Source organism: Paenibacillus sp. KS-LC4, from assembly GCF_036894955.1.
In the GTDB taxonomy this organism is placed as follows: Bacteria; Bacillota; Bacilli; order Paenibacillales; family Paenibacillaceae; genus Pristimantibacillus.
Map to the genome: position 1 here is coordinate 3,716,977 of NZ_CP145905.1, position 15,309 is coordinate 3,732,285.

The 15,309-nt window shown below is 56.9% G+C and carries 4 protein-coding genes; all 4 read right to left on the bottom strand.

Going from position 1 to position 15,309, the window contains the following annotated elements:
- Nucleotides 1–7: 7 nt before the first annotated feature.
- The 4 genes from V5J77_RS15735 to V5J77_RS15750 are packed head-to-tail and all read right to left on the bottom strand — an operon-like array spanning nucleotide 8 to nucleotide 15,309.
- Nucleotides 8–12,451: a PfaD family polyunsaturated fatty acid/polyketide biosynthesis protein gene (locus V5J77_RS15735; protein WP_338551786.1), complete on the bottom strand. Its 12,444-nt coding sequence runs from the start codon at nucleotides 12,449–12,451 to the stop codon at nucleotides 8–10.
- Nucleotides 12,452–12,504: 53 nt separating this feature from the next.
- Nucleotides 12,505–13,254, bottom strand: a complete 750-nt coding sequence (locus V5J77_RS15740; RefSeq protein WP_338551787.1) for a polyketide synthase — start codon at nucleotides 13,252–13,254, stop codon at nucleotides 12,505–12,507.
- Nucleotides 13,255–13,276: 22 nt separating this feature from the next.
- A complete protein-coding gene (locus tag V5J77_RS15745) occupies nucleotides 13,277–14,050 on the bottom strand; it encodes an enoyl-CoA hydratase/isomerase (protein ID WP_338551788.1) in 774 nt (257 codons plus the stop codon).
- Nucleotides 14,050–15,309, bottom strand: a complete 1,260-nt coding sequence (locus tag V5J77_RS15750; protein ID WP_338551789.1) for a hydroxymethylglutaryl-CoA synthase family protein — start codon at nucleotides 15,307–15,309, stop codon at nucleotides 14,050–14,052. The genes V5J77_RS15745 and V5J77_RS15750 overlap by 1 nt, the downstream gene beginning before the upstream one ends.

A 15,309-nucleotide genomic window follows, 5' to 3' on the forward strand; every position in this document is an offset into this window, starting at 1 on the left:
CACTCCTTTAGATTTGTTGCAGCATGTGGCGCCGAGCTTCCGGATACGGCGTCCTGTTGGACATCTGCTTTGCGTTGAGCTCTCGCAGCTCTGCCGAGCTGAAAGCTGAATTTTTGCTAATGACGAACAAACAGTAGCTGATCCAGCCTTTCTCAAGCGCGATCGAGCTATTCGCAAAGTTCCGAATGGAATTTTGTACGACTTCGGGCAAACCTTTCGTATTCTCCTCGTGCTCAAGATCATGCAAAGAGTTGGCAACCTGCTTGGAGACATCAATCACTTCGTCAAGAACGAGGTGATGCTCCGCCAGCAGGTCGATCCAGTCTTGAACTGTCGGGATGTAGATGTCGATGCTCGGATCGGCAATGGCTCCGCACAGGTTCGCGACGAAGTCCATCATCAGCACCTGCCCCCCTTCGTTGAGGGCCGAGGACATGTTCTTGAATAGCCCTTGCTTGCCAGGGACATGGCAGCTGACTTCAATCCCTATTATTATGTCGTAGCGACCTGGAAATCGGTCTTTCGAGCTGTCGCCATGGAAGATGACTGCTTGTTTGTCCAAATCCAGCTCTTGAATTCTCCGATTGCCAAGATCCGCCTGCGCCTCCGTAATCGTAAAGCCTTGGGTTTTCAGATGCGGGTAGCGCTTGGCCAACTGAATCACGTCTGTCCCATGACCGCATCCGATGTCGAGCAGAGCCTGCGCGCGCTGAAAATCGCCTCGGCTGAACAGCACGCGGCGCATCTCGATCTGCTTGCTGCGCACCATCTCTAGTTCGGCGGGATATTGTTCCGGGTTCAGGTAAACGCGGCTGATCGAGAAGCCAGGGATTTTTTCCTCAAACGGGCAGAAGGTCAGATACTCTTCTTGGAAGCCGGAGTCTCCGTTTTCGACGATGCGCGTATAAAACTCGGCCGCCTTGTTGGAGATGGCAAATTTCTTTACTTGCGGTTTCGCCCCATCCAACCAGCATCTACGCTTCACAAATGGATAAGTCGGCAACGAGACGCGCTGCACATTCTTACCATCATGTAGTCGCTGCCACGGCACTTTGCAGCCGGAGAGCCAGAGAGCGGCCAACTGCTCAAGATTGTGCTCTTGCAGCGCGGCTTCCACAAGGGCTCTGGCTTGGTGGCGATCCGGTGCAGGACGTGTCTCGTCCACAACAGACGAGGTGATATATTTCTGCAAGCGCTGCAGCAGTTCTTCTTTGGAAGAGACGATGAAGACTGCGCGCTTTTTCATCGGCTCGCGACCGACTTGGAGCGTGTAGGCGATCTGAGCGAGCGTCAGGAATTGGCCTGCTTCGCTCGCGAGATGCTCGGACAGACGAGCCGCCAGTTGCTGAAGGCGGTCGTGGTTTCGAGCCGAGAGAATTACTAGTTGCTGTGCCGCGTCCGGTCGTACTATCTGCACAGCCATCGCGGTCGGAATGTATTCTTCGATCACGGCATGAGCATTCGTGCCGCTGATTCCTGTCGTGCTAATCGCTCCGACTCGCGGGCGGCCTTCCTGTGTCGTCCACGCTCGGTTCGCGGTACTGACGACGAACGGACTTTCCTCAAAGCGGATGTACTCGCTGCTCGATTCGAAGCCGTGCAAGCCCAGCAGTGTGCGTTCGCGCATCGCCATCAGCATGCTGATCAGGCTGACGATGCCCGATGCAGCAAATGTGTGCCCGATGAGCGGCTTGATTGAGGAGAGCGCACAGTTCCGGGCTTGAGCGCCAGGCTTGCGGAAGGCACTGGTCAGCGCTTGAATTTCCACTGGATCGCCTAGCTTCGAGCCGGTGCTGTGCGACATGACGAACTGGACATCAGACGAATCGATTTCATAACGGTCATACACGCTGCGGATCAGTTCGGCTTGAGCGTCCGGGTTCGGCGATGTAATACCATTCGATTGGCCGTTGTAATTGACTCCGGTCGCTGTGATGCAGCCGTAGATCTGGTCGTGATCAGCGATCGCTTTGGACAGAGGCTTGAGCACGACTACGGCAACGGCTTCGCTCGGGACCAATCCGTTCGCACGCGAATCAAACACATACGAGTGTCCGTCCGGGGACAGCATATCGATCTTGCTCATCCCCTTGTAGATCATCGGGGAAATCAAGAGATTGACACCGCCGGCCAGCGCCACGTCGCAGTCCCCTGCTCGCAAGGCTTGGCAGGCTTGATGGAGCGCCACGAGCCCGGAGGAGCAAGCAGCGGTCAACGCCAGATTCGGCCCCTTTAAGTCGAGGGCGTAGGCGATGCGAGCGGCCAATGTCGCATTTTGATTGCCGTTGAGCGAGCCGCCATCCCCTGTGAGGAAGCCATATTCGCCCTCTTCGACACCAACGTAGACGCCGCACAACTTGCCGCGAATCTGATCGCCCATGTAGCTGGCATCCTCGAGCGCATGCCATGCTTCCTCCAAGAACAGGCGCTGTTTGGGGTCCATATACGCTGCTTCTCTCGGCGATATTTCGAAAAAAAGCGGATCGAAGCAGTCGATGTCTTTTACGAATCCGCCCCATTTGGACGTGATTTTGCCTTCTTCATAATCACTTTGCCAGTCCCAGCGATCCGTAGGAATCTCGGTTATGACGTTTTTGCCCGCTTTGAGGTTCTGCCAAAAGTCCTGCACATTGTCCGCTTGCGGGAAGCGTCCGCTCATCCCGATCACGGCGATCGGCTCGTGAACGCTTGATGTCGCCGGCGGCACAAAAATCTCTTTTGTCACTGCGACTTCTTGCCGGGCCGGAGCGACATCCGTTCCGATTGTCGCTTCTGAGGCTGGTTCGGCAGTCGGTTCAAGGTAGTGCTCTGTCATCAACGCCTCGTGTTCGCGCAGGAAGTGCAGGGTCAATTTTTCCATCGTTGAGTGGCTGAAGAACATAGTCGGCGTCACTTCGAGACCATAGCTTTTGGAAAGACGGTTACCAAGCTCGGCCAAGCTGATCGAGTCAAACCCGAAGTCGACCAGATTTTCCTCGACATCGAGTTCGTCGCGGGAGATTTTCAGGATTTGGCTGACCTGTTCTTTGAGATCCCACTCGATGCATTGCTCAAGCGAAAATCCTTGCAACTCTGGACGCATCGCTGTGCCTGACGATAAGCTGACAGTCGGCGATGCAGTGGGTTGAACCGCTGTCGACGCTTGTTCAGCTATTCCGAGGAAGCGTTTGACTCGGCTTGGCTGCCCGACGAGCACAAGCTGCTGCACATCGTTCTGGGAGAGGATCAGGTCAAAGAGCTCCACTCCCTCTTTCGCTTCTAAGAAGCGCTGTCCGCTCGACTTCAGATAGTTCGCCGTAATCTCTCCTTCATCAAGAGCCATTCCGCCTTCTCTCCAAAGCGGCCAGTTGATCACTAGCGTCTGACCCGGCAACCGCTGTTCATGACGGTGCTGCGCGTAGGCCATCTGGAAGCGATTGCCGATCGCGTAGTCACAGGAACCGAAATCGCCCAGCACGGCGGATGTCGAGGAGAAGTAGCAGACAAAATCAAGATCGGTCTCCTCCGCCAGCAATTCGCCGAGCAGCAGGGTTCCTGCAATCTTTGGGCTCAAAACCTGTTCAAACGCCTTAATGTCCTTGGCAAAAAGGCTCTCGTCCCCGGACAAGCCTGCTGCGTGCAGCACGCCGTGCAGAGGTCCGAAGCGATCGCGTGCACGGACCAGCCCGGCTCGCATCTGCTCTTCGTCACATACGTCCGCTTGCAGGTAGAAAACTTGGCTGCCCAGCATTTCCAACTCGCTCAGCTTGCTGCGCTTCTCTTCATCTAGCTCGGAGCGGCCGGTAAGGATGAGGTTCACGGGCTGTTTTTGGGCTAGATGCTCTGCGAACAGGTAGCCGAGCGCACCAAGGCCGCCGGTGATCAGGTAGGTACCGCCTACTCGCACCTTGCGCCCGCCTGCTTCAAGGCGGGTCGGATGGACAGCGCAGATGTGCCGTTTGCCTGATTCGTAAAGGATGCTTTGCGCTTGCGGGGCATGAAGTTCACGCCAGAGCAGCAGCATCCAGTCTTGAAGCGAGAAAGAGCCCGCGTGCAAAACCGCCATCACCTTCGTGTTAGGCAGCACTAGACCCAAAGATCTTTCAAAGCCGATCCATGATTCGCAGTAGCTTCGCTCCACTCCGTTCTCGAATTGCCCAGCCAGCAGCAGGCGTTCGGGCTTCAGGCCAGAGTCGTCGAGGGACTTCAGAATGTTCACAATAATGGAATACTCTCTGATTAGAGCCTTGTCTTCAAGCGGCCACAGGTACAGCATCCCGAAGACGTCTCGATGCTCCTCCTGCATGCGTTGGAAGGACTCTGGAATTGAGCTACCCTGGGCGATGAACTCGACTTGCAGGCTCGGGCTCAGGGACTTGAGCGTCTCCCGTACCGTCCGCTGCAATGCCGGATCGGACAGGAAGCAGACAAGTGTTCCAGCGTTCCGGGCTGTGACAGAAGGCAGGGATTGCTCTTGCCAGATTTCGCGGAAGGTCATCAACTCAAAGCATTCCAACTGCTTCTTGGCGTTTGCAGGTTTCGCTTGTACAGGTTTCGCTTGTACGGGCTCGGCCTGCAGTCCAGTCAGGCGAACGCAAATGTTCCCTTGGGCGTCGCACAGTTCGATGTTGAGCATGCCATCGCTTACCTCCTGCACCCTTGCTTGCAGATTCGTCGAGACTGGGGCCAGCACTTCAAGGTTTTCCACGACGCTCGAAGACATCAGAGCTCGTGCTGCCCCCATCATTCCTTTCGGCACCCAGTAGCGCTGTTTGGCAAATGGATAGGTCGGAAGGCTGATGCGACGCGGCTTGTGTTCGCCATAGAGCTTGTTCCAGTCCAGCTCCAATCCTTTCACCCATAGGTCAACGAGCTTGACGTGCTTGCGGCGCTGAATCCATTTTTCAATGGCTTCCTGAAGCTCTTCATCGGCAAGAAAAAGCGTGAGGGTGTCTCGATTGGCTTTGACATGACCACGATAGAGGGCTGGGACATCCTCTTGGCCGGACACACAGGCGCGCAACTTGGTCGCGAGGTCTTGAAGCGAGTCAACGAGCAGCGCCATGCGCGCATCATGCGCTTCTCGACCGATTTGCAAGGTATAGGCGATATCGGCTAGGTCCGCATCTGTGAACGGCTGTGTCTCGATCGCGTGAAGCAGCTGTGCGGCCAGCTCCTGCAACCGTTCTTCGTTTTTGGCCGACAACACAATCACAGCCGGATTCTGAGGCGTCACCTCGACAAACGTGCGCAGCGACTCTGCCGGCACGTACTCTTCGATAATCACATGCGCGTTGGAACCGCCCGCCCCGAACGACGAGATGCCCGCGATGCGCGGCACCTCGCGAACTTGACCGCCGATCTCCACCAGCGGACGCTTCCATTCTCCCAGCTCCTGCTGCACGACGAACGGAGTCGCCTCAAAGTCGATGTTCGGGTTGAGCACCTTGGCATGCAGCGAAGGCGCAAGCTGGCCATGCTTCATCTGCAGCAGTACCTTTGTTACCCCGGCGATGCCCGCTGCGCTCTCGCAGTGACCGATGTTCGATTTGGCCGAACCGATGGCACAGCTTGGCTGCTTGCCGTCTGCCTTGGCCTGGAAGGCCTTGCTCAAGCCAGCGATCTCGATTGGATCGCCAAGCGAGGTGCCGGTTCCGTGCGCTTCAATGTAGGAGACCATGCTCGGGTCAAGTCCTGCCTGCCGCAGCGCCTGCTCGATCACATTCGCCTGCGCATTCGGGTTCGGGACAGTGTACCCGTTGGTTTTGCCCCCGTGGTTGATCGCGCTGGCCTTAATCACGCCGTGGATCTGATCGCCATCTTCAATCGCTTTGGACAACGGCTTGAGCAGCACCGCTCCAACCCCTTCGCCCGGCACGTACCCGTCGCCCCCTTCGCCAAAGCTCTCGCATCTGCCCTTGCTCGATGCGAACTTGCCTTGGCCGAGCAAAATATACTTATTCGGGTGAATCGAAACGTTGACACCGCCGGCGATCGCCAGCTCACAGCCGCCTTGCTGCAAGCTCTGACAAGCCAGATGAATCGACGTCAGCGAGGACGAGCACATCGTATCAACGGCTAGGCTCGGTCCATGCAGGTTGAAGAAATACGACACCCGGTTGGCGATCGACGACGGATTGCCAGACAGGGCAAGCGGTCGGCCGAGGAGCGTTTCCTGTGCGCCGTACAGCTGATACTCCTCGTACATCACGCCGACATAGACCCCAACATTGCCGTCAAGCCCGAGCCCGCGATGCTTGGCGAGCGTCTCGCGCGTATAACCCGCATCTTCCAGCGCCTCGTAGACGGTCTGCATGAACAAGCGCTCCTGCGGGTCCATAATCTCCGCCTCGCGCGGAGAGATGTTGAAGAACAGCGGATCGAATTGATCCACGCCGTCGATAAATCCGCCCCATTTGCTGTTCGTCTTCCCCGGCTTGCTTTTGTCCGGGTCAAAATAGAGGCTATGATCCCAGCGTTCTGGAGGAATCTCCGTAATCGAATCCTTGCCTTCCCGCAGATTGTCCCAATATTCTTGAAGGTTGCGCGCCCCCGGATAACGGCCGGAGACGCCAATGATTGCGACGTCCTGTTCTCCCTTGGCCGCCTTAGCAGGTCGCGCGATCGGTGCTGCATGCACAGCCGTCGAGCTCGCGGCCAGCCTCGAACGACTGCGGATGCTGACAGCCGGCAGCTCAGGAGCGGTCGCGGCCGTTACCGAAGCGGGAACCGCAGCTCGCTCCTGCTGTCCGATACCCAGGAGCTGCTGCATGAGAACACGATGGGCGTTCAGGAAGTATCCAGTCAGCTCGCGAAGGTTTTGATATTCAAAGAACAGCGTTTTCGGCAAGGAGCCAAACGCCTTTTCCAGTTGGTTGGTCAGCTGCATGATCAGAATCGAATCGATGCCGTATTTTTCAAAAGGCGCATGAGCATCAAGCCGGCTGGCTGGCAGCTTTAGGACAGAAGAGAGCAACGTCTTGAAATACTCGATCGCTTTCACTTCAAAATCGCTTGGAAGGAGAGTCGGATCTTCCTCCAGCCTAGACATTGGCTCAATTGCTGCTGTCGGCGATATGTTTGCAAAAACAGCGCGGATGCGATCCAGATCGCCTTCCAAGACAACAATTTGCGCTTGCTCGGAAGCCATACCCAGATACAAGGCGCTAATCCCCGTTGCCGTCTGCATCGGGATCATGCCGAGTGTCTCTCGCAGCGTCTGCTCCGTCTCTTTCCCTACATGCATTCCGCCAGCTTGCCAGAGCGGCCAGTTGATCGACAGCGTCCGGCCAGAGCGTTTGCCGCTTGCGACCCGTTCATTGCGATACACTGCAAAAGCATCGAGGAAGGCATTGGCCGTCGCATAGTCCGCTTGCCCAGGGTTGCCGATAGCTCCAGCCACCGAGGAGAACGTTACGAAGAAGTCGAGCGGCAAATGTTGCGTCGCCTCATCGAGATAAACGGTACCGACCACCTTGGGGGCCAGCACCTCCTGCCACTCCGCTGACGTCTTCTTAAGGATCAAGTTATCGCGAATTACGCCTGCGCTGTGCAGAATGCCGTGCAGAGCGCCATGCTCAGCTTGAATGCTCTCGATCAGCTGCACGACCCCCGCGAAGTCGGTCACGTCCACTTGCCTGTAAACAACTATTGCGTCCAAGGACCGAAGCTCTGCCTGTTTCTCAGCGCTCAGCGGTCCCCGTCCCGTCAGGATGAGCTTCGCCCCTTTCACTTGCCGTGCGATTTCGCCAGCAAAAATGCGGCCTAGGCCCCCTGCGCCCCCTGTGAGCAGGTAGACGCCTTGGTTCTTCCACGGCATGCGCAGCACTTCTTCGCTCGGCTCAACTTCACTCCAACCTCTTCCCCAGCGCTTGCCGCCTTGATAACGGACGTGTCCGTCGCCTGCACAGCGAGCATTTACTCGCAAGGTCTCCTTAAGGTTGCTCGCATCTTCAACCTCGATCAGTTGCCCGACAAGGTTTGGATTCTCCAGTTGAGCGGTCTTCAGCAGTGTAGAGAGGCTGGCGAAAACCTGCCCGTCCCCTTGCGCCGGAACGACGAGCTGCACGAGCGTCTTCCCTTTACGTCTTTCTTGCAAAATCGACCTGATTGCCTCAAACGCATGTGCTGCATAGGCCTCGAAGCGTTCTGCAAGCCCTATTTCCTCTGTTTGCAAGACCATGCTGCGCATCCCGCTCTGTTCAATCTCAGCGTTTACTTCGCAAAGCATTACCAGATGGTCGGCAAACACCGTCTGCACAGCTTGCAGATTGATAGGGCGCTCTGTCCAGTCCGGCCTGAGCATCAGCGTCCCCGCCTCTGCTACTTGCTCGCGTCCAACTATGCGGTAGGAATAGCCCTTCATCCGCACGCGGACGCTTCCGCTTTCGTCGCACAGGTCGAGATCGAGCTTGTGTGCCTTATCCCCTTGCTTGTTACCTTCACTGGGGCGCACGAAGGCCCACATCGAAGTGGTGCAAGGCCCGAAAATTTCCAGCTTCTCCAGCGCGAATGGCAGTACCGGCTGGAGCGTCATTTCGTCATTCAGGAAGCCGATGGCCGATTGCAGAGCCGAGTCCAGCAGGCTCGGGTGCAGGATGAACTGACGAGCGGTACCCGCGACGGCGGCTGGCAGCGTCAAGCGGGTCAAGATCATCTCCTGCCCAACATAGAGGTGCTTCATCCCTTGGAAGGCTGGACCGTACTCAAAGCCCGCTCGGCGGTACAAGTCATAGCATTCCGCCGCGCCTCTTTCGCGCTGCCCGCACTGCGCTTGCAGAGAAGCAAGATCGAGTACTGGAGCCTCGACGTCCGACAATGCTGGTGCAGCGCGCCCTTGGCTGTGTACGATCTCGCCATCCAAGCCGCTGTACACTTCAAATCCGATCTCGCCGTTCTCTTCCGGGAACAGTCCGATCTGCACCGACACCGCATCGTTTTGCGCGATGATCGGACGGGCCCAGACTACATTTTTCAAAGAGATCGACGGCATGTCGGATGCCTGCTCCAGCGCGGCGCGAGCCATTTCCAGATAGGCGACACCCGGCAGCACCCTCCGTCCTTGCACCTGATGATCGGCCAGGAAAAATTCTCGTCCGGTAAACGTTGAGCAGAAGCGTTGCTCTTTCAGATTGGAGGTATTGCTGTGCAGCAGCGGATGCAGGCCGGCTGTCAGTATCGAAGCCTCTCCTTCCTCCATCTCCGGCACCCAGAAGCGTTCTCTGGCAAACGGATAGGTCGGCAGATGAGCACGGCGCGGTTTCAAATCGGCATAGAGCTCCGACCAGTCAAGTCGCTTTCCCTGCACCCAAAGTTCGGCGATCTCTTGCAGCGGCTTGTTTGCAATGCCCTGCGCCTCCTCCTGCCCGGCTCCCAACTGCGACGACAAGAGACCGGGGAGTGTCCGCCCCTCTGCATAGGCCTCAAAATTCTGACGCGCTTCGTCTATCGAACAGGCCACAAACGCCAGCCGCATCTCTCTTGCATCGCGTCCTGCCTGTAGGGTGTAAGCGATGCTAGCAAGGCTCAGGTTCCGCTCCCGTTCGAGGAAGACCGCCATCGTGGCTGCATACGTCCGCAGTTGTTCCTCCGTCATGGCAGACAGCACAAAGAGCAGCGGCGTATCCACTTCTCCCGCTGCCGAAGCCAGACTTTCTTTTTCCAAATGCTCTTCGATGACAACATGCGCGTTCGTCCCGCTGAATCCGAAAGAGCTCACTCCGGCACGGAGCGGCATCCCGGCTGGCACCTCCCATGGAATCAGATCCGTATTAATGAAAAAAGGACTCTTCGCGAGCCGAATGTGCTCGTTCAATTCGCTAAAATGCACCGTCGGCGGCATCTGTCGATGCTTCATAGCCAGCAGTACCTTGATTACCCCCGCCACTCCGGCTGCCGTCAGCAGGTGTCCGATGTTGCTTTTCACCGAACCGAGAGCGCAATAGCTGGTTTTTTCCGTGAAGTGCCTGAAGGACTCGGTCAGCGCCTCTACTTCAATCGGATCACCCAGCTTCGTGCCCGTCCCATGCGCTTCGATCAGGGAGATCGTCTCCGGGTCGATGCCAAATCGCTTATACACGTCCTGCTCCAGTTGGATCTGCGAATTGACGCTCGGCGCGGTGATCCCGTTCGTCTTGCCGTCCTGGTTGACGCCCCAGCCGCGAATCACGCCATAGATCGGATCTTCGTCCCGCACAGCATCTGCAAGGCGCTTGAGCACCAAAACGCCGACACCCTCCCCCGGCACAAAGCCGTTGGCGCGCGTATCAAACGAATAGCAGCGTCCGTCGGGCGACAACATGCCCGCCTTGCTCGTCATGATATGTAAGGAAGGCCCCGCAGCCGCATATACCCCGCCGCTCAATGCCAAGTCGCTCGTGCCGAGCAGCAGGCTGTTGCAGGCTTCGGCCATTGCCACCAGCGAGGAAGAGCATGCGGTGTCGATTGCAAGACAAGGGCCTTTGAGGTTGAGCAGATACGAAATCCGGGCGCTGAGTATGGAGGAAGCCGCTCCCATCAGCCCTTGAGCGTTCAAGCCTTGATGATTCAGCGCCTGTCCGTAGTCGTTCGTGCCGCAGCCGACGAACACGCCAGTTCGGCTGCCCGACAGAGTGGACGGCGCGATGCCGGCGTCTTCGATGGCCAGCCATGCGCTCTCCAAGAACAGCCGCTGCTGCGGGTCCATCAACTCCGCTTCGGCAGGCGAGATGTTGAAGAACAGCGGGTCGAACTTGTCCGCATCCTCCAGAACGCCCATCCACTTGGAGTAGGTTTTGCCCGGTGTGCTCGGGTCCGGTGAGTAGTGCTCGTCGAGCGACCAACGCGTCCCCGGAATTTCGGAGATGCAGTCGCGGCCTTGTGCGAGATTGTTCCAGAACTCGCCTGCATTTTTGGACTTAGGGAATTGACCGCTCAGCCCAATGATCGCAATCGCCGCCCCTTCAAAGCTCGGCACCGCTTGTGCACCAGCTGCCGAAACGGACGCGGACTGACGGGATTCCAGATGCTCACACGCCTTGCGCATCAGCAATTCTGCCACAGTGCTCACATGTCGCTGCTGCCAAGACTCATACGGTGTGCCCTGCACCCACCTGTTGAACGCCCCCATCGCCGGACCGCAGAATATCTGAAAATTATCCCGCTCCTGCTCATCCCCTTGCAGAGTCGCCTGTGCGGAATGGGCAAAATACCACTTAAAGATCAGCCCCATCTTGAAACGCGAGTTCTCGGCCGCCTCTTCAAGCTGCTCCGGATGTTTGGTGCGCTTGTAAGCGCAGACGAGATCCCAGACTTCCCCAAGCGTCTTCTTAAAATATTTCGTTTCGATCTCATGGCGGATCGACAGCGGAATTTCGTCGATCGAGTTGTATTGGTGGAACAGCTGGTGCAGCTTGTTGGCGCGGGCGGCAAACTGGGTATTTTTCTTCAACACCTGCACCTTTGCGCCGATCTCAAACATATCGCCTGCAACCGTGATCGCTGTGTCGTGGATCGAAACGGACTGCAGCAGATCCTTGACGACTGGATGGGCCCCGCTCTCCACCGTGCATTGATTGATCGATCCTGTGAAAATAAAATCAGCCCCGAGCATGAAGGCAGACGCGACCGCTTCCGGCGTGCCGATCCCTCCGCCGCAGCCGATGAGAATCTCCTCTTGGTAACAGTACTGATGCTGGAGCTGATCTTTGAGCGCACGGATGGCGGGCAGGAGAGAGAACGATACGCCTTGGTTCGTGTGACCGCCCGAGTCTGCTTCGATCGCGAGGTCGTCGACCAGCGGAATCGTTCGTGACAAGGCGGCTTCTTCCTCGCTGATCAGGCCGTAGCGCAGCAGTTGCTGGACGAACGGCTCCGGCGGCGGCGAGAGAAACACACGCGCCGTGTCCAGATGTGAGCATTTGGCGATCAGTCGGCGCGGAAAGATCAGACGTCCGTTTTGACGAGACAGACCCTTAAGGCGCAGATAGACCAGCGGGAGCGTTGGAGCGGAGAAGGCGGACACTTCGATCGCCTTTACCCTATACGCGACGTACAATTCCGCGGTACGCCGCTCTTCGTCCGGGTCGTTCAGGTTGGCGATCAGGCACATGCCATACGGCTTGTCCGAGCCTAGCCGTGCCTGAAGGCGCTGTAGAACGGGTTCCAGTTCCTGCACCTGAAAACCGGCGCTGCCAAAAAAAGCAAGCAGTCTGGCCTGCCCCATGCGCACCACCATCTCCTCTGATGCGATCCCTCGATACATTGAGCCGGAAAAGTAACTCCAAATGGTGCGGTATCTCGTTTGGAACAACGGATGGCCTAGAGATTGCGGCTGCAAGCGAACCGCCGGATCAACAAACAGTTCGCGCACAGCATTCGCAGGGGGGGCGGACATTTGCAACTCGTGGGACCGAGCCTGTGCAAGGGCTTGTTTGGCCTCTTCAGGGCTGATCTCTTTGGCTTCAAGCGCACGTAATATGTCTTGTATCTTCATTTGAACCCCTCTTTTACAGCAAAATGTATGGTCGCAAGCACGGCGAGTGCTTGTTAATTTCCGAACAGAGAGATGATTCTGTCCTTCACTTCCGGTTCATGGAATGTTTTTTCATGCATGGCCATCTCTTGCTCAATCACGCGAGGCAGTTCCTCTCGAATCGGTCGGACCAGATGGTCCTTCAAGGTGATCAGCGACACTTTCGGTTTTTCCGCCAGTTGACGCGCCAGCTGCAACGCTCGGTTCATCACATCTTCACGCGGAACGATGGGGAACGGGACGCCCCGTTTTTCCAAATCGGCGCCTCTGTAATTGTTGGCGCTCATCAGCATCTCTTCTCCGAGGGGGAAGCCCAACTTCCTCGGCACGATGTAGGTAGCTCCCATGCCGGGTGTAAATCCAAAACGCATAAAATTGGTCGTGTACACGCTCTCGCGGCTCAAGATCACAAAGTCAGCAAACAGCCCTACGACAAACCCACCGCCGATTGCGTGCCCTTGCATCGCGGCAATCACCGGAACCTTGCACTCCAAGGCGAGCGCGTAGACGTTCACATCGGTGAACCTGCCTCTTCCTTCATGAATCGCCAGCAGCCCCTCCATCGTGCCGCCGGAGCAAAAGTAATTGCCATAGCCGGTGAGGATGACCGCCTTGCAGCGTTCATTCGCGGCAATATCCTCGAACGCTTCGATCAGGCCGCGTACCAACCCCTCGGTAAAAGTATTTTTCTGATCCCGATCCTGCAAGGTCACCTGCACGATACCCTTCTCGATCTCTCTGCACTCTACCACTGGATTCGTCATGTTCTCCTCCACTTTGCATTGATCAGCTATCCCACGGGAATTGCCCCGTTTCGATAAAACGGAAAATCAGCTCTTGGTTGCGCGGATCAGCAAACACTTCCCGGTTCGCTTCAAGCGCCAACGGCTTGGCGCGTTGCAGATCGTCTGGCAAGCTGTTCATCAAGCGCTTGTATCGCTCGATACCGCGCCTCGGCACATAGCGCAGCCGCATGAGATGCTTGCGAAGCAAGGTCTCGCTCTCAGCATCGCAGGCATCGACTAGCCCCCACTCCACGGCTTTTCGGACGTTGATTGGCTGCGTCATCAGCGTCAAATAGTTTGCCTTCTGGAAACCGATTCGCCGGATCAAAAACGGCAGCACGCAAGCTGGAAGAAGTCCGAAGAGCAATTCGGACAAGGAGAACTCCGCCGTTTCATCCGCCAGCACGATATCGCAGGCAGCAACAAACCCAACGCCACCTGCATTAACCTTGCCGCGGACATGCGATATGGTGATAAACGGGCCCGTCGCCAGATCGAGCCACAGGCCATACAGCGGCTCCGGTGACGGATTGAGGCTCTGTCCGCTCGCTTTTTTCTCATACAGCTCTTGAAAATCAGCCCCGTAGCAAAACACGTCCGGCAACCCCTCCAGCACGAGGATTGATGCCTGCTCCCTACAGTGATCAATCACCTGGCGACACTCATACACCAAGCGCTCATTGATTGTGTTCTTCGCCTCGGGACGGTTGAACTGCAAAAAGCACACCGGGCCTTGTATCCGCACCTGGATCGTCTCGTAGGCAGCCGTATTCATCAGCACCACCGGTATTCTCGATGGAATTCTGATATTTCTTCCATGTACAGGCGCTGTCCGGCTTGCCCGGAAGCGAGGGCGCCTGGAATCAGGTTCAAGTCCAGCTTGACATTACGGGTGCCGAATTTAACTTTGCTGCTGCTGCGGAGAACCTTTTCATATTCGTCCATCGACAGTCGATAACGGTTGTTCAGTTGCTCTTGAAGCTTGAAGCCGCGCAGGACCTCTTGACTGCGCGGGGTGACAACGCCGCTGTAAAATTCGGAGCAGCAGCCCGAGCCATAGGAGAAAATCCCGATGCGCTTGTTCCCTTCGATCTGCCCGTTGTCGATCGTGCTCGCCAAGGAGAGCAGAACAGTTGCCCCCATAATGTTTCCTACGCGCTGGCAGTAGGTCAGTCCCGGCACCACGCGCTGCTGGAAATCGGCTTCGATCTCTGGTCCTTTGACCTTGGCGATCTTGCGCATCATCGTGCGGTGCGCGCCTTTGACCATGCCGCCAAACGGCGTGTGGAAGGACAGGTACTGGAACGTGTTGCAATAATCGATATCGGCAACGCGGCGCTGATATTCCAGAAACGCATTTTCGCAGCAATCCAGATACGAGAGCAATGAGAGGTCCGCGTCGCCCGCTTCGCTGTCGGCCACCGGGCGGCAGGTGTCCATCACCTCGTAGCCGTAATACCCGTTGGCTCCGACATCAACTTGGAACATGTGCGGCTTGTCGCTGACCAGAAGCGCCACCGCACCTGCGCCGCCGCTCGGTTCGGCGAACGACCAGTCTTCGCTGAGCGCATCTCCTCCTTCAACGGCCAGAAATCGGGAGATGTCCGTGGCGACGACTAGTGCTTTGGCTCCGGGCGAAACTTGGGCGAGGATGAAGTTGATTGCCATCTGGAATCCAGCTGTGCCCGAATAGCAGGCTTGCTTGATCTCGAACAGACGGCAAGTACGGCTCAGTCCCAAATGATGATGCACGTAGGTGCTGAGCGACTTGCCAAAGTCTATCCCTGATTCCGTGCAGGTGATCAGCAGTTCAATGCGGTTTTTTTCTTCCTCGGACAGCGCATCGACCACCGGCTTGGCCGCGTTGACTGCAAATGTCACAGGGTCTTCAAACGGCAAGGCGACCGCCTTTTGCTTCATCAGCAAATTTTCAAATCTGGGGATGTCCAGGTTCCGATGTCTGGCTAGATCCATGACATCGAGATACGTGGTCCCCCCGAACATATTCATCGCTTCGATACCGACGGCAACCAT

Bases quoted from the DNA above. Each gene is read 5' to 3' on its own strand.
- V5J77_RS15735 (WP_338551786.1), bottom strand. From the start codon at position 12,451: ATGAAGATACAAGACATATTACGTGCGCTTGAAGCCAAAGAGATCAGC.
- V5J77_RS15740 (WP_338551787.1), bottom strand. From the start codon at position 13,254: ATGACGAATCCAGTGGTAGAGTGCAGAGAGATCGAGAAGGGTATCGTG.
- V5J77_RS15745 (WP_338551788.1), bottom strand. From the start codon at position 14,050: ATGAATACGGCTGCCTACGAGACGATCCAGGTGCGGATACAAGGCCCG.
- V5J77_RS15750 (WP_338551789.1), bottom strand. From the start codon at position 15,309: ATGGTTGCCGTCGGTATCGAAGCGATGAATATGTTCGGGGGGACCACG.